General features: G+C 61.6%; 18 protein-coding genes and 1 pseudogene. 11 read left to right on the top strand and 8 right to left on the bottom strand.

Annotated elements, in window-relative coordinates; genetic code table 11:
* Positions 1–2: 2 nt before the first annotated feature.
* From ASD95_RS19225 to ASD95_RS19195, 7 genes and pseudogenes are all read right to left on the bottom strand, one after another.
* Positions 3–1011 (bottom strand): annotated as a pseudogene (locus ASD95_RS19225) (chemotaxis response regulator protein-glutamate methylesterase).
* A complete protein-coding gene (locus ASD95_RS19220) occupies positions 1008–3287 on the bottom strand; it encodes a hybrid sensor histidine kinase/response regulator (RefSeq protein WP_056721053.1) in 2280 nt (759 codons plus the stop codon). The pseudogene ASD95_RS19225 and the gene ASD95_RS19220 overlap by 4 nt, the downstream one beginning before the upstream one ends.
* The gene (locus ASD95_RS19215; RefSeq protein ID WP_056721055.1) at positions 3284–3964 is read right to left on the bottom strand and encodes a chemotaxis protein CheW; all 681 of its coding nucleotides are present in this window, start codon (positions 3962–3964) and stop codon (positions 3284–3286) included. The genes ASD95_RS19220 and ASD95_RS19215 overlap by 4 nt, the downstream gene beginning before the upstream one ends.
* Entirely contained in the window at positions 3961–5232 is a 1272-nt protein-coding gene (locus ASD95_RS19210) for a CheR family methyltransferase (RefSeq protein WP_056721057.1), read from the bottom strand. The genes ASD95_RS19215 and ASD95_RS19210 overlap by 4 nt, the downstream gene beginning before the upstream one ends.
* Positions 5229–5765 (bottom strand): chemotaxis protein CheW, encoded by a 537-nt coding sequence (locus tag ASD95_RS19205; protein WP_056721059.1) that lies wholly within the window; start codon positions 5763–5765, stop codon positions 5229–5231. Before ASD95_RS19205 ends, ASD95_RS19210 begins: the two co-directional genes overlap by 4 nt.
* Positions 5765–7387: a methyl-accepting chemotaxis protein gene (locus tag ASD95_RS19200; RefSeq protein ID WP_056721061.1), complete on the bottom strand. Its 1623-nt coding sequence runs from the start codon at positions 7385–7387 to the stop codon at positions 5765–5767. Before ASD95_RS19200 ends, ASD95_RS19205 begins: the two co-directional genes overlap by 1 nt.
* Before the next feature lie 267 nt (positions 7388–7654).
* Complete coding sequence (locus ASD95_RS19195; RefSeq protein WP_056721062.1) at positions 7655–8347, bottom strand: tellurite resistance TerB family protein; 693 nt, start codon at positions 8345–8347, stop codon at positions 7655–7657.
* Between the two features lie 191 nt (positions 8348–8538).
* Between ASD95_RS19195 and ASD95_RS19190 the strand changes: the two genes are divergently transcribed.
* From ASD95_RS19190 to ASD95_RS28815, 10 genes are all read left to right on the top strand, one after another.
* Positions 8539–9453 carry a LysR family transcriptional regulator gene (locus tag ASD95_RS19190; protein ID WP_056721064.1) on the top strand — a complete coding sequence of 305 codons (915 nt, stop codon included), beginning with the start codon at positions 8539–8541 and terminating at the stop codon, positions 9451–9453.
* A gap of 104 nt (positions 9454–9557) precedes the next feature.
* Positions 9558–11057 (top strand): gamma-aminobutyraldehyde dehydrogenase, encoded by a 1500-nt coding sequence (locus tag ASD95_RS19185; RefSeq protein WP_082562881.1) that lies wholly within the window; start codon positions 9558–9560, stop codon positions 11055–11057.
* An 83-nt stretch (positions 11058–11140) separates the two neighbouring features.
* Positions 11141–12292: a putative ABC transporter substrate-binding protein YdcS gene (gene ydcS, locus ASD95_RS19180; RefSeq protein WP_056721069.1), complete on the top strand. Its 1152-nt coding sequence runs from the start codon at positions 11141–11143 to the stop codon at positions 12290–12292.
* 170 nt (positions 12293–12462) lie between these two features.
* Positions 12463–13500: an ABC transporter ATP-binding protein gene (locus tag ASD95_RS19175; protein ID WP_056721071.1), complete on the top strand. Its 1038-nt coding sequence runs from the start codon at positions 12463–12465 to the stop codon at positions 13498–13500.
* A 1-nt stretch (position 13501) separates the two neighbouring features.
* Positions 13502–14449 carry an ABC transporter permease gene (locus ASD95_RS19170; protein WP_056721073.1) on the top strand — a complete coding sequence of 316 codons (948 nt, stop codon included), beginning with the start codon at positions 13502–13504 and terminating at the stop codon, positions 14447–14449.
* Positions 14439–15263, top strand: a complete 825-nt coding sequence (locus ASD95_RS19165; RefSeq protein ID WP_056721079.1) for an ABC transporter permease — start codon at positions 14439–14441, stop codon at positions 15261–15263. Before ASD95_RS19170 ends, ASD95_RS19165 begins: the two co-directional genes overlap by 11 nt.
* 40 nt (positions 15264–15303) lie before the next feature.
* The gene (locus ASD95_RS19160; protein ID WP_056721081.1) at positions 15304–16728 is read left to right on the top strand and encodes a gamma-aminobutyraldehyde dehydrogenase; all 1425 of its coding nucleotides are present in this window, start codon (positions 15304–15306) and stop codon (positions 16726–16728) included.
* Between the two features lie 229 nt (positions 16729–16957).
* Complete coding sequence (locus ASD95_RS19155) at positions 16958–18442, top strand: APC family permease (protein ID WP_056721083.1); 1485 nt, start codon at positions 16958–16960, stop codon at positions 18440–18442.
* A gap of 262 nt (positions 18443–18704) precedes the next feature.
* Positions 18705–18953 (top strand): CopG family ribbon-helix-helix protein, encoded by a 249-nt coding sequence (locus tag ASD95_RS19150; protein ID WP_056721085.1) that lies wholly within the window; start codon positions 18705–18707, stop codon positions 18951–18953.
* On the top strand, positions 18931–19221 hold the full coding sequence (locus ASD95_RS28815; RefSeq protein WP_082562882.1) for a type II toxin-antitoxin system RelE/ParE family toxin: 291 nt from the start codon (positions 18931–18933) through the stop codon (positions 19219–19221). The genes ASD95_RS19150 and ASD95_RS28815 overlap by 23 nt, the downstream gene beginning before the upstream one ends.
* A 37-nt stretch (positions 19222–19258) precedes the next feature.
* Here ASD95_RS28815 and ASD95_RS19145 read toward each other — a convergent pair whose 3' ends face one another.
* Positions 19259–19444 (bottom strand): hypothetical protein, encoded by a 186-nt coding sequence (locus ASD95_RS19145; RefSeq protein WP_056721087.1) that lies wholly within the window; start codon positions 19442–19444, stop codon positions 19259–19261.
* A 416-nt stretch (positions 19445–19860) separates the two neighbouring features.
* On the opposite strand from ASD95_RS19145, the gene ASD95_RS19140 reads away from it, so the two are divergent.
* A complete protein-coding gene (locus ASD95_RS19140) occupies positions 19861–21489 on the top strand; it encodes a glucan biosynthesis protein D (protein ID WP_056721089.1) in 1629 nt (542 codons plus the stop codon).
* Positions 21490–21709 lie beyond the last annotated feature (220 nt).

The raw sequence follows: 21709 nt of genomic DNA, 5'->3' as shown, positions 1-21709 counted from the left end.
GCTCATTTGGCGAAAATCTCCAGCAATCGTGGCGCTATCTTGTCCAGCGGGCGAATCTCCACGGCAGCGTCGATGGCGGCGGCCGCCTTCGGCATGCCGTACACCGCACTGCTGCCCTGGTCTTGTGCGATGGTCAGGTAGCCCTGTTGGCGCATGAGTTTAAGCCCTTGGGCGCCATCACGCCCCATGCCGGTGAGCAAAACCCCCACGGCATCGCCATTCCAGTAACTGGCCACGCTCTCGAAGAACACATCGATGGATGGCCGGTAGATCTCGTTGACCGGTTCGGCGGTGTAGGCCAGCGTGCCGTTTTTCAGCAAACGAATATGGTGATTGGTGCCGGAACAGTACCGTGCCGCTTTGCGGCGGCTCGCCTTCCTGGGCCAGGCGCACGTCGAGGCCGCTGGCGCTGCCGAGCCATTCAGCCATGCCGGCGGCAAACACCTGGTCAACATGCTGCACGAGCACGATCGCCGGAGAGAAATCACGCGGCAGCCCCTTGAGCAAGACCTCCAGCGCTGCCGGCCCGCCAGCGGATGAGCCAATGGCGATCAGGCTTTGGCGTGAGCCCGAGCGGTGCAATGGCGCCGTCGTCAGGCGCGGGCGATTGCCCTTGTCGCCGATCAGCCAGCTAATATTCAAGATCTTGCGCAACAACGGCGCGGCCGCTTCCTGGGCATTGCCGGCACCGACCGCCGGAGTATCGACTACGTCCAGCGCACCGTGGCCCATGGCCTCGAACACCCGGTGCACGTTCTGCTGGCGATCCACTGTGACGATGACAATGGCACAGGGAGTCTCGGCCATGATCCGCCGCGTGGCCTCGACACCGTCCATCACCGGCATGATCAGGTCCATCAGAATCAGGTCCGGGGTGTCCAGCGCGCACTGGCGCACCGCTTCGGCACCATTGCCGGCGACCCAGACCACCTCGTGGGCCGGCTCGAATGCCAGGGCGCGGCGCAGGGCCTCCACCGCCATGGGCATGTCGTTGACGATTGCGATCCTCATGCCCGCGCTCCTCCAATGAGCTCGACCACTGCATCGAGCAAGGCGTCATCATGAAAACTGGCCTTGGCTAGATAATAGTCGGCCCCGGCATCCAGTCCACGGCGCCGGTCTTCTTCACGATCCTTGTAGGACACCACCATCACCGGCAGCGATTGCAGGCGATTGTCCCGACGCAACAGCGTGACCAGTTCGATACCGTCCATGCGCGGCATATCAATGTCGGTGATCAGCAGATCGAAATCCTCCGAACGCAGCGCGTTCCAGCCATCCATGCCGTCCACCGCAACCGCCACGTCGTAGCCGCGATTGAGCAACAGCTTGCGCTGCAACTCTCGCACGGTCAGGGAATCATCCACCACCAGAATTCGTTTGCGGGCCGCCTCGACCACCTGATTGCTGTGACGGGCAATGCGCTCCAGGCGACCGGTGTTGAGCAGTTTCTCCACCGAACGCAGCATGTCTTCGACATCGACGATCAGCACCACCGAACCGTCGTCGAGCAAGGCCCCGGCGGAGATGTCCTGCACCTTGCCCAGACGCTCATCCAGCGGCAGCACCACCAAGGTCCGCTCACCGATAAACCGCTCCACGGCCACGCCGTAGATCGCATCGCGCTCGCGAATCACCACGACTTTCAGGGTTTGCCCGCTGTTCTGGCTGGCCGGGCGTTGCAACAACTGACTGGCCGCCACCAGGCCGACATGCCGGCCTTCGTGCCAGAAATGCTGGCGACCTTCGACCTGCACGATATCCGCTGGCTCCAGGTCGCACATGCGCTCAATGTGCGCCAGCGGGAAGGCATAGGCTTCGTCGCCGACTTCCACCACCAGGCTGCGCACCACCGACAGGGTCAGCGGCACCTCAAGGTGGAAACGACTGCCCTCGCCCGCCGTCTGCTCCAGCACCACCGCACCGCGCAACTGCCGGACCATGTGCTGCACCGCATCCAGGCCGACGCCGCGACCGGACACCTCAGTGACCGTGTCCCGCAGACTGAACCCGGGCAGGAACAGGAACGTCAGCAACTCCTCTTCGCTCAACTGCGCGGCGGTTTCCACGGGCGACAGATTTCGCTCAACGATACTGCGACGGACCTTTTCCAGATCCACGCCGTTGCCGTCATCGCTCAATTCAAGCACCAGCAAACCGGCCTGATGGGAGGCGCGCAGGCGAATCAAACCTTCAGCCGGCTTGCCCGCCAGCAATCGCTGCTCCGGGGTTTCGATGCCGTGATCGACGGCGTTGCGCAACAGGTGAGTCAGCGGCGCTTCAAGCTTTTCCAGTACGTCGCGATCGACCTGAGTCTTTTCGCCTTCAATTTCCAGGCGCACCTGCTTGCCCAGGTCGCGCCCCAGATCCCGGACCATCCGCACCTGCCCGGTCAACACATCGGCGAACGGCCGCATGCGACAAGCCAGCGCCGTGTCGTACAACACCTGCGCCCGCTGGCTGGCATGCCAGGCGAACTCGTCGAGTTCGGCATTCTTTTCCATGAGCAGTTGCTGTGATTGCGCGAGCAAACGCCGCGCATCCTCAAGGGCTTCCCGGGCCTCCAGGCTCAAGGCGTGGTCCTTGAGATGCACATTGAGATTCTCCAGTGCGCGCAGGCTGTTGCTCTGCATGCGCTTGAGTCGCTGCATGGTCGCCAGGTGCGGTTTGAGCCGCAGGGTTTCCACCAGGGATTTGCTCGACAGATCGAGCAGGCTGTTCAGGCGCTCGGCGGTGACACGCAGCACACGTTCGCCGTTTTCAGTGGTGCGTTTGGTCTTGCGCGGAGCCGGCGCCGATGACGCTTCGACGGCAGGCGTCGGCGGCTCGATCCTGGGCGCGGGTGGTTCAAGCTGAAGTTCGGCCATCACCGGCGCGGCAGGCGCAACCCGCGGAGCCGCCGGGTCCAGCAACCGCGCCATCAACGCCACGTAGGCCTCGATGTCCGCAGCCTCCGGGTTGTTGTTCGGCGTGGCGATGCGCATCAGCAAATCGGTGCCTTGCAGCAACGCATCGATGTGCTCGGGGCGCAGCAACAGGCGGCCTTCCTGGGCGCTGACCAGGCAATCTTCCATCACATGGGAGACGCTGACCCCGGCGTCGACACCGACGATCCGCGCCGCGCCCTTGAGCGAGTGCGCCGCACGCATGCACGATTCAAGTTGATCGGCCTGGGTCGGATCGCGCTCAAGCGCCAGCAGGCCGGCGCTCAAGACCTGGGTCTGGGCTTCGGCCTCCAGGCTGAACAGCTCCAGCAAAGAGGCGTCGCGCATTTGCTCGGGGGTCATGTAAGGCTCCGGGTCACGGCGGACAGCAGCTGTTCTTCATCCAGCCAGCGCAGGCTGCGACCTTTGAATTGCAACACGCCACGGGTGTATTTGGCGCTGGCCTGGGTACCCGAGCGCGATGCGGCATCGAGGGTGCGCTCGTCGATGGCGTGAATCCCGTCGACTTCGTCCACCGGCACCACCACCGGTCCACCATCGGCGGCGATGATCAGCATGCGCGGCATGACCCGCGCACCGGTGGCCACGCTGCTGGCGCCGTCGAGCCCCAGCAGCTCCACCAGCGACAAGCAGGCAACCAGTGCGCCTCGCACATTCGCCACGCCGAGCAAGGCCCGGGAACGTTGATGCGGCAAAGAGTGAATCGCTTGCAGCGGCGCCACCTCGACCAGACTACGGGTCGCAAGCCCCAGCCACTCTTCACCCAGACGGAACATCAACAGCGAGCGGGTTTTCACCTCGCTCTCAACCGCGACGGACACAGTCCCGCGATCTTCCTGCAGCAATGCATAACGATCGAGCAAGCGTGTAGCGGCCGCCGAATACACCGCACAATTGCGGCAATGAATATGCTCGCTGAGCAGCGGGCAGGACTTGTCGCCGTGGATACCGATGCGATTCCAGCAATCGTCGATGGCCTGGGCATCCCGGGTGACGCTAAAGGTGTCGGCGGCGATCATCGTTTACGCTCACTGTCGGCGGCGCGTGCGCTGCGGGCGGCACGCTCCTGCAATCGTCTGGCTCCCATCGCGTCGCCCTGGGCCTGCAGCAACCCGGCCAGGTGCATCAACGCTTCAGGATGTTGCGGTTCGAGGTACAACGCCTTGCGATAGAAACCCTGGGCTTCCAGGGTATTGCCGGCCACATCGCTGAGCAGTCCCAGCCAGTAAAAGACCTGGGCCACCGGCTCATGACTGCGCAAGTAGCTTTCACACGCTGCTCGCGCCTCGGCGCTTTTGCCTTCATCGGCCAGCACGGCGATATTGGCCAGCAGCGCGGCAGTGTCGGAGCCAGAGTTGGCAGGCGCCGGCCGCAGCGGCGCAACCTGGGCAAACGGACGGCTGCGCACTGGCGCAGGCGGTGGATTGCGCAACGGTTGCGGCACTGGCAGCGGTGCAGGAACGAATACCGGCAAGGGATCAGGGTCCGCAGTCCCCTGTCGACTGAACGCAAAGGACTGCGGGATCCCGATCGAGCGCATCCCCAAACGCCCCAGCAGACTGCCTTCGGCCGGTCCGATAAACAGCACGCCGTCAACGTGGGTCAGGCACTTGAGCACTTCGAAGACCTGCTTCTGGGTCGGCTGGTCGAAATAGATCAGCAGGTTGCGACAAAACACGAAATCGAAGGGCGGCTCACCGGCCAGCAAGGCCGGGTCCAGCAGGTTGCCGACCTGCAGGCGCACCTGCTCGAGCACCCGCTGATCGAGGCGATAGCTCTCGCCTTCGGCGATGAAATGGCGATCGCGAAACGCAATGTCGTCCCCCCGGAAGGAATTCTTGCCGTACAACGCACGCCGGGCTTTTTCCACTGACAACGGGCTGACGTCCAGGCCGTCGACCTTGAACTGGTGCGGTTTGAGCCCGGCATCGAGCAACGCCATGGCGATCGAGTACGGTTCTTCGCCGGTGGAGCACGGCAGGCTGAGAATCCGCAATGCACGCAGGTTGTTGATCTCGGCCAGACGCTTGCTCGCGAGTTTAGCCAGGGTGACGAAGGACTCCGGGTAGCGAAAGAACCAGGTTTCCGGAACGATCACCGCTTCGATCAACGCCTGCTGCTCGTCCCGCGAGCCCAGCAGGGTGCGCCAATATTCATCGGCCGACACGGCTTGCGCAACGATGCTGCGCTGGCGCACCGCTCGCTCGATGATCGCCGGCCCTACCGAGGTCACGTCGAGCCCGATGGTTTCCTTGAGGAAGTCGAAAAAACGCTGGTCGCTGTTCATGGCCGCTCCTGCAGCAGTGCCGGATCCATTGGCGGCGAGGGGAACAACAAGGCGCGTACCTGATCGTCCAGCAGATCGCCGACCCGAACCCATTGCAACAAGCCCTGCTCGTCCTTGCGCACCGGCCCGAGGTAAGGCGTCTGGCGATTGTCCAGGCCGTAGGGCTGAAAATCCGCCGGATCGCAGCGCAGGGTGTCAGTCGCCTGTTCGAGGATCAGCCCGAGCAGCTGGGTCTCGGCGGTTTCGTCCGGGCGATAGTTGACCAGCACCAGTCGCGTGCTGGTACGGGCCTGTGCAGGCGTGCCAAAGGTCAGTGCGCTCAAGTCGATCACCGGCACCACCGCGCCCCGATAGGCGAATACCCCGGCGACCCAGCCGGGAGCATGGGGAATTGGCTTTAACGGCAGGCGCGGCAGCACTTCAGCCACTTCGACAGCCTTCAAGGCATAGCGCTCGTTGCCGATGCGAAACACCAGAAACAAGGCATGCAGCGCCTGCTTCACGACAGAGCGTTTGGCCGTGATTTCGCTCATCAGACTTTGAATCGCGAAACGCCGCTGCGCAGCCCGACGGCCACCTGGCTCAGCTCATCGATGGCGAAACTGGCCTGGCGCAGAGACTCGACGGTCTGACTGCTGGCATCACCCAACTGAACTAGCGCGTGGTTGATCTGCTCGGCACCGGTGGCCTGGGCCTGCATGCCCTCATTGACCATCAGCACCCGCGGCGCCAGCGCCTGGACCTGATGGATGATCTGCGACAACTGCTCGCCGACCTGCTGCACCTCGGACATGCCACGACGCACCTCCTCGGAAAACTTGTCCATGCCCATGACCCCGGCCGATACCGCCGACTGGATCTCGCGCACCATTTGCTCGATGTCGTAGGTGGCCACGGCCGTCTGGTCCGCCAGGCGCCGCACTTCGGTGGCGACCACGGCAAAGCCGCGTCCGTATTCCCCGGCCTTCTCGGCCTCGATAGCGGCGTTGAGCGACAGCAGGTTGGTCTGGTCGGCGACCTTGACAATGGTCACCACCACCTGATTGATGTTGCCGGCCTTCTCGTTGAGGATCGCCAGCTTGGCGTTGACCAGATCGGCCGCGCCCATCACCGAGTGCATGGTTTCTTCCATGCGCGCCAGGCCTTGCTGACCGGAACCGGCAGCCACGGAAGCCTGGTCGGCGGCGGTGGAGACCTCGGTCATGGTGCGCACCAGATCCCGGGAAGTGGCGGCGATCTCACGGGAGGTCGCACCAATTTCCGTGGTGGTGGCGGCGGTTTCGGTGGCGGTGGCTTGTTGCTGCTTGGACGTCGCGGCGATCTCGGTCACCGACGTGGTCACCTGCACCGACGAACGCTGGGCCTGGGACACCAGAGAAGTGAGCTCGGTCATCATGTCGTTGAAACCGGTCTCTACCGCGCCGAATTCGTCCTTGCGTTCCAGGTTCAGGCGGCTGCTGAGGTCGCCAGTGCGCATGATTTCGAGGATTTTCACGATGCGGTTCATCGGCGCCATGATGGCGCGCATCAGCAACAGGCCGCAGAGACCGGCGGCCAGCACCGCGATCACCAGGGAAATGCCCATGATGACTTTGGCGGTGACCACCGCATCATCAATGGCCGCGATTTCTGTGTCCGCCACGGTCTTGTTATGACGCAGGATGTCATTGACCTTCATTCGACCCGCTGCCCAGGTCGGGGTCAGTTCACTGTTGAACATGTTGACGGCCGCGGCGCTCTGGTTGCGTTTATGCAACTCGATCACCGCGGCCAGAATCCGGTGGTAGTCGTCATGAAGTTTTTCGAACGCTGCGAAATCGACCCTGTCTTCTTCGTCGCCCATCGTTGCACGGTAGAGGTCCATCTGCTCTTTCAACCGATCAGCGAAGCCCTTGAAGTTCGCGGCATCCTCGGCAGTGAAACTCTGCCCCTCCTCCAGGCCGAGAATGGCCTGAATGCGCACATAACTGTCGGACCACGCGCCACGAATCATCGAACTGTAATACAACCCTGGCAGAGCGTCCTCACGCACGCTGGCCTCGCTGTTTTCGATCGTCAACAGCCGGGAGTACGAGACGACCACCATCAACAACATGATGGCGATAATTACCGCAAAGCTCGCCAAAATGCGTTGGCGTAACGTCCAGTTCTTCACAGTCATTCCTCGGGGCCGATTCGAAATGCGGGGAGTATAGCCGAGGGCGGTGTTTCATTTATAAGACGGATGCGCACCGCTTCTCATCCCGTCAAAAAAAGGCGGGACGGGTACCAGGGTGATTGGGCAGAAAAGGGGCGGTGGTGTGGCTGAAAACGCCATCGCGAGCAGGCTCGCTCCCATATTGAATCTCTGGTGTATGCAGAATCTGCGATCACTGAAGACTTGATGTGGGAGCGAGCCTGCTCGCGAATGCAGCCTGAAGGTTTACAGGGAGGCCTGGCGAACCTGCTTTTCCAGCTCGGCCTTCAACCCCGGCTCCAGCTTGAGCTGCCGCGCCAGTTCGTCGAGGTAAGCCTTCTCCATGAAGTTTTCCTCGTCCACCATCATCACGCTGGCGATGTACATCTCGGCGGCGATTTCCGGAGAGAGGGCGGCGCGGGCGACATCGCTCGGGTCCAGCGGCTTGTTGAGCTCGGCGTGCAGCCAGTGTTGCAGTTCCCGGTCGCTGTCGAGCCGGGTGAATTCGCCTTCGATCAAGGCGCGCTCACGTTCATCGACATGACCGTCAGCCTTGGCCGCGGCCACCAGCGCCTTGAGAATCGCCTGACTGTGCAGCTCGACTTGCGCGGCCGGTACGCGGTCCAGGGTTTGCGGTTCCGTAGCGGCTGCATCGCCCTGCTGCGCCTGCCAGTTACCGTAGGCTTTATAAGCCAGCACGCCCAGCGCGGCGAGACCACCGTAGACCGCGACCTTGCCCCCGACTTTACGGGCCTTTTTGCTGCCGAGCAGCAAACCCATTGCACCTGCCGCCAATGCCCCGCCACTCGCACCGGAGAGCAAACTGCCGAGGGCGCTGGTGCCACCGCTCGCGCCCTTTTGCTGCGGGCTGCCGGCCTTGTTCTGCAACAGGTCCTGGCCGGACTTGAGTAGTTGATCGAGCAATCCACGGGTGTTCATTTACCGCCTCCAAAAGACGTTTAACCTGAAACCAAGACCACCAGCCTAAAACGAAAGTGCCCCCGCCCCATGGGCGAGAGTGCTTCCAGATGTTGCATGCCTCAGCGCCCATTGCCGCTTGCGACGGCCTATCAAAAAAAAAGATATACACTCTCGCCAATCGATAAAAACAGCCCACCGGGTGCTTTCCCATGATTACCTTGCGTCAGATCCGTCACTTCATCGCCGTGGCCGAGACCGGCTCGATCTCGGCCGCCGCGCAAACCGCATTCATTTCCCAGTCAACCCTGACCCTGGCGATCCAGCAACTGGAGGAGGAAATCGGCGTCAGCCTGTTCAGCCGCCACGCCAAGGGCATGACCCTGACCCACCAGGGGCATCAGTTCCTGCGTCAGGCGCACTTGATCCTGGCCACGGTGGATAATGCCAAGCGCAGCCTGCAACAGAGCACCGACCAGGTTGCCGGGCAACTGATCGTCGGCGTGACCAGCCTGGTGGCCGGTTATTACCTGGCGGATCTGCTCACCCGTTTCCAGCGCGCCTACCCCAACGTGGAAATCCGCGTGATGGAAGACGAGCGCCCGTACATCGAGCATTTGCTGGTCAGCGGCGAGATCGATGTCGGCGTGTTGATCCTCTCCAACCTCGAAGACCGCCACGCCCTGCAGACCGAAGTCCTGACCCACTCGCCGCACCGGCTATGGCTGCCAGCCCAGCACCCGCTGCTCGAACACGACAGCATCAACCTCGCCGACGTGGCCCGCGAGCCATTGATTCAACTGAACGTCGATGAAATGGACCGCAACGCCCAACGCATGTGGTCGGCCGCCTCCCTGCAACCGCGCATCACCCTGCGCACGGCCTCCACCGAAGCGGTGCGAAGCCTGGTGGCCGCCGGTTTGGGCGTGTCGATCCAGCCTGACATGACCTATCGCCCGTGGTCACTGGAGGGTGACATCATCGAAGCGCGACCGATCGCCGACCTCAGCCAGACCCTGGATGTCGGCCTGGCCTGGCGTCGCGGCACCGCGCGACCGGCGCTGGTGGACCCGTTCCTGACGGTCGCCCGCGAACAACCCCACGGCGGGCGTAAGCCATCTATTTAATCGAACGCCACCTTCAGTATTTAGTATTTGTTGTCCTCGGGCCCGCGAACTAGTCTTGTGCATCTAATAAAGACGGCCGGGCCCCAGTTACAGGGAGCGCTGCCATGTCTACACAACAAGCCACACAAAAAACGAGAACCCGAAAAATGGCTGGCGCGCAGACCCCGTTGTTCACCGCATTGTTGATCGATGGTGAATTGGTTGCCGGTCAAGGCTGCGTCGAGCCGATTCTCAACCCCGCCACCGGGGAAGTCCTGACCCGGATCGCCGAAGCCAGCACCGAGCAAGTCGAAGCCGCGATCCTCGCCGCCCACCGTGCCTTTGCCGGTTGGTCACGGACCACGCCGCAGCAGCGTTCGAACCTGCTGCTGGAAATCGCCAACACCATCGAAAAAAACGCCGACCTGTTGGCCCGCCTCGAATCCATGAACTGTGGCAAGCCGTTGCACCTGGCCCGTCAGGACGACTTGAGTGCCACGGTCGACGTGTTCCGTTTCTTCGCCGGTGCCGTGCGTTGCCAGACCGGCCAGCTCAGCGGCGAATACCTGCCGGGGTACACCAGCATGGTCCGGCGCGATCCTATCGGGGTCGTGGCGTCGATTGCGCCGTGGAACTACCCGATCATGATGGCCGCGTGGAAAATCGCCCCGGCCCTCGCCGCGGGCAACACCCTGGTGTTCAAGCCATCGGAACACACGCCGCTGTCGATCCTGGCCCTGGCCCCGGCACTGGCCGAGATCCTGCCACGGGGAGTGATCAACATCGTTTGCGGTGGCGGCGAAGGCGTCGGCAGCCATCTGGTGAGCCATCCAAAGATCCGCATGGTGTCGCTGACGGGCGATATCGTCACCGGCCAGAAGATTCTGCAGGCCGCGTCGAAGACACTCAAACGCACCCACCTCGAACTCGGCGGCAAGGCTCCGGTGATCGTCTGCAACGATGCCGACATTCAGGCCGTGGTCGAAGGCGTGCGCACCTACGGCTACTACAACGCCGGCCAGGATTGCACCGCCGCTTGCCGCATTTATGCCCAGGCCGGGATTCATGACCGCCTGGTGGCCGAGCTCGGTGCGGCCGTCAGCAGCCTGCGTTTCGCCGGCAAGCGCGATGCCGACAACGAAATCGGCCCGCTGATCAGCACCCGCCAGCGTGACCGCGTGGCCAGTTTTGTCGAGCGTGCCTTGGGCCAGCCGCACATCGAGCGGGTGACCGGCGCGGCGGTGCACTCCGGTGCCGGCTTCTATTACCAGCCGACCCTGCTCGCCGGCTGCAAGCAAAGTGACGAGATCGTCCAGCGCGAAGTGTTCGGGCCGGTGGTCACCGTGACCCGCTTCGATGAGCTGGAACAAGCGGTGGACTGGGCCAACGATTCGGAATACGGCCTGGCCTCCTCGGTCTGGACCCAAAACCTCGACAAGGCCATGCAGGTCGCGGCGCGCTTGCAGTACGGCTGCACCTGGATCAACAGCCACTTCATGCTGGTCAGCGAAATGCCCCATGGCGGCCTGAAACGTTCGGGCTACGGCAAAGACCTGTCCAGCGATTCGCTTCAGGACTACAGCGTGGTGCGGCACATCATGGCCCGCCATGGCGAGCATCTCTGACTACGCTAATAACAAGCCACCAACGGCATGCTTCACCACGTTCACAACTGCCCCGACCATAATTTGAAGAAGAGGGAATTCCCATGTTCGTGCACAAGACCGCACTGCTCAGTGCAATCACTACCGCGCTGCTGGCCAGCGCCAGTGTCCAGGCCGCCGAGCCGCTCAAAGCTGTCGGGGCGGGCGAAGGCCAACTGGATATTGTGGCCTGGCCCGGCTACATCGAACGTGGCGAGAGCGACAAGGCCTACGACTGGGTGACCGGTTTCGAGAAGGAGACCGGCTGCAAGGTCAACGTCAAGACGGCGGCCACCTCCGATGAAATGGTCAGCCTGATGGCCAAGGGCGGTTACGACCTGGTCACCGCATCCGGCGACGCGTCCCTGCGCCTGATTGTCGGCAAGCGTGTGCAGCCGATCAACACCGCGTTGATCCCGAACTGGAAGAATCTCGACCCGCGCCTCAAAGATGCACCGTGGTACGTTGTCAACAAGCAGACCTACGGCACCCCGTACCAGTGGGGCCCGAACGTGCTGATGTACAACACCAACGTGTTCAAGTCCGCGCCCACCAGCTGGGGCGTGTTGTTCAACGCGCAAAACCTGCCGGACGGCAAGCCGAACAAGGGCCGCGTACAGGCCTATGACGGCCCGATCTACATCGCCGACGCAGCGCTGTACCTGAAGACCGCCAAACCGGAACTGGGTATCCAGAACCCCTACGAACTGACCGAAGCCCAGTACAAGGCCGTGCTCGATCTGCTGCGCGCCCAGCAGCCGCTGATCCACCGCTACTGGCACGACACCACTGTGCAAATGAGCGACTTCAAGAACGAAGGCGTGGTCGCCTCCGGTGCCTGGCCGTATCAGGTCAACGGCCTGATCAACGAGAAGCAGCCAATCGCCTCGACCATCCCGAAAGAAGGCGCCACCGGGTGGGCCGACACCACCATGTTGCACGCCGAAGCCAAGCACCCCAACTGCGCCTACAAGTGGATGGACTGGTCGCTGCAACCGAAAGTCCAGGGTGACGTAGCGGCCTGGTTCGGCTCGTTGCCAGCGGTGCCGGCGGCGTGCCAGGGCAGTGAGTTGCTCGGTGCCGAAGGCTGCAAGACCAACGGTTTCGACCAGTTCGACAAGATCGCCTTCTGGAAAACCCCGCAGGCTGAAGGCGGCAAATTCGTGCCGTACAGCCGCTGGACCCAGGATTACATCGCGATCATGGGCGGTCGTTGATCCCCTGACCAGATCAAAAGATCGCAGCCTTCGGCAGCTCCTACGCCGATCGCATGCACCGCAAATGTGGCGCCCTATGCAAAATCTGTAGGAGCTGCCGCAGGCTGCGATCTTTTCACAGCACACTCGATTCCGTTGAAAGAAAGCGCGCCTTTTGGGAGCACCGCACCATGACGCTTGCAGTCCAGTTCACCAACGTCTCCCGTCTATTCGGCGAAGTGAAAGCCGTAGACCGGGTTTCCATCGACATCCAGGACGGCGAGTTTTTTTCAATGCTGGGGCCGTCCGGCTCGGGCAAGACCACCTGTTTGCGCCTGATCGCCGGTTTTGAACAACCGAGCACGGGCTCCATCCGTATTCACGGCGAAGAGGCCGCCCACCTGCCGCCCTACCAGCGCGACGTGAACACCGTGTTCCAGGATTACGCGCTGTTCCCGCACATGAACGTGCGCGACAACGTCGCCTACGGCTTGAAAGTCAAAGGCATCGGCAAGGTCGAGCGCCTCAAGCGTGCCGAAGAGTCCCTGGAGATGGTCGCCCTCGGCGGCTACGGCGAGCGCAAGCCGGTGCAGCTCTCCGGCGGTCAGCGCCAGCGTGTGGCCCTGGCCCGCGCCTTGGTCAACCGTCCACGGGTGCTGCTGCTCGACGAACCCCTCGGCGCCCTCGACCTGAAGTTGCGCGAGCAAATGCAGGGCGAGTTGAAGAAGCTGCAACGCCAGCTCGGCATCACCTTCATCTTCGTCACACACGACCAGACCGAAGCGCTGTCGATGTCCGATCGGGTGGCCGTGTTCAACAAGGGCCGCATCGAACAAGTCGATAGCCCGCGCAACCTGTACATGAAACCGGCCACCACCTTCGTGGCGGAATTCGTTGGCACCTCCAACGTGATTCGCGGCGACCTGGCCAAGCAACTCAGTGGCAATCCGCAGCCATTTTCAATTCGCCCGGAGCACGTGCGCTTCGCCGAAGGCCCGCTGGCCAGCCACGAGATCGAAGTCAGCGGTTTGCTCCACGACATCCAGTACCAGGGCAGCGCCACCCGCTACGAACTGAAACTGGAAAACGGCCAGACCCTGAACATCAGCCAGGCCAACAATCAGTGGATCGACAGCAGCGCGCAACATCAGACCGGCCAGCGTCTGAGCGCACGCTGGGCGCGGGAAGCCATGGTCCAGTTGCACGACACCCTTGCCGGCGGGGTGTGAGATGAGCACCTTGGCTATTTCACAATCCTCGTCGGGCGGCTCGCCGTTGCGCAGGTTTTCCAACCTGTTGTATCGCCGGCCGAACCTGTACCTGTCGATGCTACTGGTGCCGCCGTTGCTGTGGTTCGGCGCGATCTACCTGGGCTCGTTGCTGACGCTGCTGTGGCAAGGCTTCTACACTTTCGACGACTTCACCATGGCGGTCACCCCCGACCTGACCCTGGCGAACTTCACCGCACTGTTCCAGCCGTCAAACTTCGACATCATCCTGCGCACCCTGGGCATGGCGATTGTGGTGTCGATTGCCAGCGCCATTGTCGCGTTCCCGATTGCCTACTACATGGCGCGCTACACCACCGGCAAGACCAAGGCGTTTTTCTACATCGCGGTGATGATGCCGATGTGGGCCAGTTACATCGTCAAGGCCTACGCCTGGACACTGCTGCTGGCCAAGGGCGGCGTGGCGCAGTGGTTCGTGCAGCATCTGGGGCTGGAACCGGTCCTGCAGTTCGTTCTGGGGATTCCGGGGGTGGGCGGCAGCACCTTGTCGACCTCGCACCTGGGGCGCTTCATGGTGTTCGTCTACATCTGGCTACCGTTCATGATCCTGCCGATCCAGGCCTCGCTGGAACGCCTGCCGCCTTCGTTGCTGCAAGCGTCGGCCGACCTCGGCGCCAAGCCGCGCCAGACCTTCATGCAAGTGATTCTGCCGCTGTCGATCCCGGGCATTGCCGCCGGTTCGATCTTTACCTTCTCGCTGACCCTGGGCGACTTCATCGTGCCGCAACTGGTGGGCCCGCCCGGCTACTTCGTCGGCAGCATGGTGTACGCCCAGCAAGGCGCGATCGGCAACATGCCAATGGCCGCTGCCTTCACCCTGGTGCCGATCGTACTGATCGCCATCTACCTGTCCATCGTCAAACGACTGGGGGCCTTCGATGCGCTCTGACTCTTCATCTCAAGGGCAGGCATCCCTCGGGCTACGCATAGCGGCCTGGGGCGGGCTGGTGTTCCTGCACTTCCCGATCCTGATCATCTTCCTGTACGCCTTCAACACCGAAGACGCGGCGTTCAGCTTTCCACCCAAGGGTTTCACCTTGAAGTGGATCGGCGTGGCGTTCTCGCGGCCAGATGTACTGGAAGCGATCAAGCTGTCGTTGCAGATCGCCTCGATTGCCACGCTGATCGCCATGGTCCTCGGCACATTGGCTTCGGCCGCGCTGTATCGCCGGGACTTCTTCGGCAAGCAAGGCATCTCGCTGATGCTGATCCTGCCGATCGCCCTGCCGGGGATCATCACCGGGATCGCGTTGCTGGCGACCTTCAAGACACTGGGAATCGAACCGGGGATGTTCACCATCATCGTCGGCCACGCGACCTTCTGCGTGGTGATCGTCTACAACAACGTCATCGCTCGCTTGCGCCGCACTTCCCACAGTTTGATCGAGGCCTCGATGGACCTCGGCGCCGACGGCTGGCAGACCTTCCGCTACATCATCCTGCCGAACCTTGGTTCGGCGCTGCTGGCCGGCGGCATGCTGGCGTTTGCCCTGTCGTTCGACGAAATCATTGTCACCACCTTCACCGCCGGCCATGAACGCACCCTGCCGCTGTGGCTACTCAACCAGCTCAGCCGCCCACGGGACGTGCCGGTGACCAACGTCGTGGCGATGCTGGTGATGATCGTGACCATGCTGCCGATTCTTGGTGCCTATTACCTGACCCGGGGTGGTGAGAGCGTTGCGGGGAGTGGTGGCAAGTAACTGACATCCCCCCTACACAAAGAATTCAGAGGAGATAAACATGCAAACCAAACTCTTGATCAACGGCCAATTGCTCAACGGCGAAGGCCCCGCCCAACCCGTATTCAACCCGGCCCTGGGTCGTGTACTGGTGGAAATCAACGAAGCCAGCGAAGCCCAGGTCGATGCCGCCGTACGCGCCGCCGACGCCGCGTTCGACAGCTGGTCGCATACCCCGCCGAAAGAGCGCTCGCTGCTGCTGCTCAAACTGGCCGATGTCATCGAAGCCCACGGCGAAGAGCTGGCGAAACTGGAATCGGACAACTGCGGCAAGCCTTACAGCGCTGCGCTGAACGACGAGATCCCGGCGATTGCCGACGTGTTCCGCTTCTTCGCTGGCGCCAGCCGCTGCATGAGCGGTTCAGCCGGTGGCGAGTACCTGCCGGGGCACACCTCGATGATCCGCCGCGACCCGGTGGGCGTGATCGCTTCCATCGCACCGTGGAACTACCCGCTGATGATGGTCGCCTGGAAAATCGCCCCGGCCTTGGCCGCCGGTAATACTGTGGTGCTCAAGCCGTCGGAACAAACCCCGCTGACTGCCCTGCGCCTGGCCGAGCTCGCGTCGGAGATCTTCCCGGCCGGTGTACTCAACCTGGTGTTCGGCCGTGGTCCTACGGTCGGTAGCCCGCTGGTGACCCACCCGAAAGTGCGCATGGTGTCGTTGACCGGTTCGATTGCCACCGGCTCGAACATCATTTCCAGCACCGCCGACAGCGTCAAGCGCATGCACATGGAATTGGGCGGCAAGGCCCCGGTGATCATCTTCGACGACGCCGACATCGATGCCGCCGTCGAAGGCATCCGCACCTTCGGTTTCTACAACGCAGGGCAAGACTGCACCGCTGCCTGCCGCATCTATGCCCAGGAGGGCATCTACGACAAATTCGTGGAAAAACTCGGCGCCGCCGTCAGCAGTATCAAGTACGGCTTGCAGGATGATCCGTCGACCGAGCTCGGCCCGCTGATCACCGCGCAACACCGCGACCGCGTAACCGGTTTCGTCGAACGCGCCATCGCCCAGCCGCACATTCGCTTGATCACTGGCGGCAAGGCGGTTGAGGGCAACGGCTACTTCTTCGAACCGACGGTACTGGCCGATGCGCAGCAGGACGACGAAATCGTGCGCCGCGAAGTGTTCGGGCCGGTGGTCTCGGTGACCAGGTTCAGCGATGAAACGCAGGTGCTGGGCTGGGCCAACGATTCGGACTACGGCCTGGCCTCTTCCGTGTGGACCGCCGACGTCGGCCGCGCCCATCGCCTGTCGGCTCGCCTGCAGTACGGCTGCACCTGGGTCAACACGCACTTCATGCTCGTCAGCGAAATGCCCCACGGCGGTCAGAAACTGTCCGGCTATGGCAAGGACATGTCCATGTACGGGCTGGAGGACTACACCGTTGTGCGGCACGTGATGTTCAAGCATTAACCGCGAAAAGATCGCAGCCTGCGGCTGCTCCTACAAAGAGCGCCGTACACCCTGTAGGAGCTGCCGCAGGCTGCGATCTTTTCAGCAGACACACGGATGATGTCAGCGATTTACACCAAGGATTCACCGCAACTTAAAAAAACAATAACCACCGATCCGGGCGGCGCCCCCAAGGCCCCGCCACGGTTTCGGACATCCGAAATCTGCCGATTTTCCGGAGCAATAACACATGAGTGCATCACCCGATCTCTCTGCAGCCCTTGCCGACAGCGATGCCGAGCAACTGCGCAAACTCGGTTACACCTCCAACTTCAATCGCAGCATGAGCCTGTGGGAAAACTTCGCCCTGGGCTTCACCTACCTGTCCCCGGTGGTCGGGGTGTATACCCTGTTCGGCCTGTGCCTGGCCGCAGGCGGGCCACCTATGTTCTGGGCTTACTTGCTGGTCGGTTGCGGCCAACTGCTGGTGTGCCTGATCTTCGGCGAAGTGGTTTCGCAGTTCCCGATTTCCGGTGGCGTATACCCCTGGGCTCGCCGCTTGGTGGGCAAACGCTGGGCGTGGATGGTCGGCTGGATCTACTCCATCGCCCTGTGCGTAACCATCGCCGCCGTTGCGGTCGGTGCCGGTCCGTACCTCGCCGCCATGATGGGTTTTGAACCGAGCAACAACACCAACATCATCATCGCCCTGTTCCTGACGCTGTTCGCCACTCTGGTCAACCTCAGCGGCACCAAAGTGCTGGCGCGCATTGCCATGTTCGGCTTCCTGTGCGAGCTGGTGGGCGCGGTGATCGTCGGCGTTTACCTGCTGATTTTCGAGCGTCATCAACCCATCAGCGTGTTGTTCAACACCTTCGATATCAGCGTCGACGGCTCGTACCTGCCGGCGTTCCTCACCGCGTCGCTGGCGGGGATGTTCCTGTACTACGGCTTCGAGGCTTGCGGCGACGTGGCCGAAGAAACCCCGAACCCGAGCAAGAAAATCCCGGTGGCCATGCGCATGACCATCTACATCGGCGGCATCGCGGCGATGTTCGCCTGCCTGGCGCTGATCCTGGCCGTACCGGACATGCAAGCGGTGATCAACGGCACCGACAAAGACCCGGTCACCACCATCCTCAACAACGCCTTCGGCCCGATCGGTTCGAAAGTGGTGATGGGCGTGGTGATGATTTCCTTCATCTCCTGCGTGATCAGCCTGCAAGCAGCGGCCAGTCGCCTGCTGTATTCATACGCCCGTGATGAAATGGTCATCGGCAGCCGACTGCTGAAGAAGATTTCCCCTACGACTCAGGTTCCAGTTGCCGCGCTGTTCGTCTCCGGTGTCCTGCCGGCGCTCATCATCATCCTCGGCTTCTTCCTGCAGGACGCGGTCGCCACCATCGTCAGCTTCGCGGCCATCGGCATCTACCTGGCGTTCCAGATGATCGTGCTCGCAGCCCTGTACGCCCGCATGAAGGGCTGGAAACCGAGCGGCAAATTCACCCTCGGCCCCTGGGGCTGGGCGGTGAACATCGGCGCGCTGGTCTATGGTGTCGGCGCCATCATCAACATGGCCTGGCCACGCACCCCGGATGCCGCGTGGTACATCAACTACGCGATGGTGCTGAGTACCGCCATCGTCATTGGCCTGGGCCTGCTCTACATGTGGATCGCCAAACCCTATGACCATGGCACCGCCCCGGCGGGCGATGCCTGGAAAGTCAGCCGGTAACGGCATTCGCCCCGGTGCCGTCGTGGTGCCGGGGTGATCTAAAAAAACCAACAAGGATTGAATATGGATATCACCCCGACGGGGGTTGAGTCGGTTAACCCCATCTCGTTGCGTTAGCATCTGGCAACACATCCCTCTCTCTCGTTCGTGTTCGCCGCACTAGAGTTTCGTGCAACCCATGCACGCCTGCGGTTGACGAAAACCCTGGCTCGGCCTAGGGTGTTTACGTCGTTTACAGCGTATACACCTTAGGAGAGCCATCATGGCCTCACCCGTTTTGTCTTTTCGCGTCGAAGAACAATTGGCACAGCAGCTGGATTTATTGGCTGCGGCGACCGACAGAGATCGTCAGTACCATCTCAAGCGTGCATTGGTTCGATATGTGGAAGCCGAGTCCTGGCATCTGCAAGCCATCAGTGACGGCATCGCCGATGCCGACGCAGGGAAACTCACCGATCTGGATGCCGTGAAGGCTAAGTGGGCAAAACGTGCCGAGCGTAGTACTGACTGAAAAAGCCGATAGCGATCTCGATGCCATCCACGAACACTACCGAAAGGTAGTTGGCGCAAAAGCCGCTCTCGAAATCATTTCCACGATGCTGCAATCCTTTGAACTGTTGGAACAGTTTCCCGGCTCGGGCAGGCCTTCAGGCATGCCCGATGTCCGAGAGTTGGTACTTGGCCGTTTTCCCTTTATCGCCCCTTACCGATTTTCCCAAGGCCAGGTACAAGTTCTGCGCGTGCTGCATCAGCGATCCGAGCGTTCCCAGGATTGGTAGATGAGGGCATCCAGCCAGGACGGGATGCCCCATTGTTTCAAAACCTCGAAACACTCCTCATCGCATCCACCAGATACCTCATCGCGATCCTGTCGCTCTCCGACAGCTCCCGATAGCGTTCCACCAGTTTCATTTCCTCGCTATTGAGCCGGCGTCTTCGTCGCCCCAGGGCCAGACACGGAAAGATTACCAACATTTCGGTGATGCCTTGTACTTTCGACATGGACGATGTCCTTCTAAACGTCAAAGAAAACTGCAAAAAACCGCATCGCCCTCCCCCTATTCAGCAGCCGCATCGTGCCGACTGAACCGCACCGGTCTTTCGGGCATAAACCGGTCATGTGCACAGAATAGAAATATTCCGGGCGCTGAAAAGCGGTTTTTAGAGTAATTAGTCGAAAAAAGCAGAAATGCCCTGTAAATCAGAAACCCCTGTCGGAATTGTTTCCCGACATGTCTTGTTTCATTGCCGAGCCAGCGCAATGCCATCAATCAATTTTGCTCTGCAATCGAACGGTTTAAGCTGTCGGGCATCTGTTTAAAAGTCCGTTGTGTTTGGCCGAAGGCATGTCCGAACCGATATTTCCGATCCAGCACGTGCCAGGAACGGCGCGGGATTGCTCACGACAGGTTGTATTTATGCACCGCAGGAACTTGCTCAAAGCCTCCATGGCCATCGCGGCCTACACCGGTTTGTCCGCCACGGGTCTGTTGGCCGCCAAGGCCTGGGCCGCCAGCAGTGGCACCGCTGATGGCGAGGCTACCGTGTTCGATTTCGAGGCGCTGAAGCTCCAGGCCAAGCAGCTCGCCAGCAATCGCTACCAGGACACCAAGCAGCAGTTGCCGCCGACCCTGGCGACCATGACGCCGCAGAACTTCAATGCGATCCGCTACGACGGCAATCATTCGTTGTGGAAAGAGCTCAAGGGCCAGTTGGACGTGCAGTTCTTCCACGTCGGCATGGGCTTCAAGCAGCCGGTGCGCATGTACAGCGTCGATCCGAAAACCCGGATGGCCCGCGAGGTGCATTTCCGCCCGTCGCTGTTCAACTATGAAAACACCACGGTCGACACCGCACAGCTCAAGGGCGACCTGGGCTTCTCCGGCTTCAAGTTGTTCAAGGCCCCGGAACTGGACAAGCACGATGTCGTGTCTTTCCTCGGCGCCAGTTACTTCCGCGCGGTGGACGCCACCGGCCAGTACGGCTTGTCGGCCCGCGGGCTGGCGATCGATACCTACGCCAAAAAACGTGAGGAATTCCCGGACTTCACCAAGTTCTGGTTCGAGACACCGAACAAGGACAGCACCCGCTTCGTGGTCTACGCCCTGCTCGACTCGCCGAGCGCCACCGGTGCCTACCGCTTCGATATCGATTGCCAGGCCGAGCGCGTGGTGATGGAGATCGACGCCCATGTCAACGCCCGGACCGCCATCGACCAGTTGGGCATCGCGCCGATGACCAGCATGTTCAGTTGCGGCACCCACGAGCGTCGCATGTGCGACACCATTCACCCGCAAATCCATGACTCCGACCGCCTGGCGATGTGGCGCGGCAACGGCGAGTGGATCTGCCGCCCGCTGAACAACCCGGCTACCCTGCAATTCAATGCCTTCGCCGATACCGACCCAAAAGGTTTCGGCCTGGTACAGACCGACCACGAGTTCGCCAGCTATCAGGACACCGTCGACTGGTACAGCCGCCGCCCGAGCCTGTGGGTCGAACCAACCACCTCATGGGGCGAAGGCTCGGTCGATCTGCTGGAGATCCCGACCACCGGCGAGACCATGGACAACATCGTCGCCTTCTGGACGCCGAAGAAACCGGTGGCTGCGGGGGATTCGCTGAACTACGGCTACAAGCTCTACTGGAGCGCATTGCCGCCAGTCGGAACGCCGTTGGCACGGGTCAACGCGACCCGTTCGGGCATGGGCGGCTTCACCGAAGGCTGGGCGCCAGGCGAGCATTACCCGCCGGTGTGGGCGCGGCGCTTTGCCGTGGACTTCACCGGCGGCGGCCTGGACCGCTTGCCCGAAGGTACGGGTATCGAGCCGGTCGTTACCTGCTCGAACGGCGAGGTCAAGGATTTCAGCATACTGAAGCTCGACGACATCAAGGGCTACCGCATCCTGTTTGACTGGTACCCGACCAATGACAGCGTCGAGCCTGTCGAACTGCGTCTATTCATCCGCACCAACGACCGCACCCTGAGTGAAACCTGGTTGTACCAGTACTTCCCGCCAGCGCCGGACAAGCGCAAGTACAGCTGATGATCGGGTAGCACCCTGCCACCATTCGGTTTTCCGAACGCGACCCGCGAGTCAGTTCGGTTAACCGGATCATCTCACTGAAATTTCAACGCAAAAAATATTTAATTCCCTTACAAATCAATGCCATGATCAATTTCGACTGGTCTGGCACGAGTCATGCTCTACACTTCTTCGACGAATGTCCTTTGCGCCGACTCTCAATAGCGCTCAGGTGTTTTGC

This window comes from Pseudomonas sp. Root71 (assembly GCF_001429045.1).
Taxonomy (GTDB): Bacteria; Pseudomonadota; Gammaproteobacteria; order Pseudomonadales; family Pseudomonadaceae; genus Aquipseudomonas; species Aquipseudomonas monachiensis.
Note: the sequence above shows the minus strand (reverse complement) of the source record. Positions and strands in the feature narration are given on the sequence as shown.

Coding starts and splice junctions, on each gene's coding strand:
- ASD95_RS19220 (WP_056721053.1), bottom strand. CDS start 3,287: ATGACCCCCGAGCAAATGCGCGACGCCTCTTTGCTGGAGCTGTTCAGC.
- ASD95_RS19170 (WP_056721073.1), top strand. CDS start 13,502: ATGAGCACCTTGGCTATTTCACAATCCTCGTCGGGCGGCTCGCCGTTG.
- ASD95_RS19155 (WP_056721083.1), top strand. CDS start 16,958: ATGAGTGCATCACCCGATCTCTCTGCAGCCCTTGCCGACAGCGATGCC.
- ydcS (WP_056721069.1), top strand. CDS start 11,141: ATGTTCGTGCACAAGACCGCACTGCTCAGTGCAATCACTACCGCGCTG.
- ASD95_RS19205 (WP_056721059.1), bottom strand. CDS start 5,765: ATGAGCGAAATCACGGCCAAACGCTCTGTCGTGAAGCAGGCGCTGCAT.
- ASD95_RS19140 (WP_056721089.1), top strand. CDS start 19,861: ATGCACCGCAGGAACTTGCTCAAAGCCTCCATGGCCATCGCGGCCTAC.
- ASD95_RS19195 (WP_056721062.1), bottom strand. CDS start 8,347: ATGAACACCCGTGGATTGCTCGATCAACTACTCAAGTCCGGCCAGGAC.
- ASD95_RS19190 (WP_056721064.1), top strand. CDS start 8,539: ATGATTACCTTGCGTCAGATCCGTCACTTCATCGCCGTGGCCGAGACC.
- ASD95_RS19215 (WP_056721055.1), bottom strand. CDS start 3,964: ATGATCGCCGCCGACACCTTTAGCGTCACCCGGGATGCCCAGGCCATC.
- ASD95_RS19160 (WP_056721081.1), top strand. CDS start 15,304: ATGCAAACCAAACTCTTGATCAACGGCCAATTGCTCAACGGCGAAGGC.
- ASD95_RS19165 (WP_056721079.1), top strand. CDS start 14,439: ATGCGCTCTGACTCTTCATCTCAAGGGCAGGCATCCCTCGGGCTACGC.
- ASD95_RS19185 (WP_082562881.1), top strand. CDS start 9,558: ATGTCTACACAACAAGCCACACAAAAAACGAGAACCCGAAAAATGGCT.
- ASD95_RS19210 (WP_056721057.1), bottom strand. CDS start 5,232: ATGAACAGCGACCAGCGTTTTTTCGACTTCCTCAAGGAAACCATCGGG.
- ASD95_RS19145 (WP_056721087.1), bottom strand. CDS start 19,444: ATGTCGAAAGTACAAGGCATCACCGAAATGTTGGTAATCTTTCCGTGT.
- ASD95_RS19175 (WP_056721071.1), top strand. CDS start 12,463: ATGACGCTTGCAGTCCAGTTCACCAACGTCTCCCGTCTATTCGGCGAA.
- ASD95_RS19150 (WP_056721085.1), top strand. CDS start 18,705: ATGGCCTCACCCGTTTTGTCTTTTCGCGTCGAAGAACAATTGGCACAG.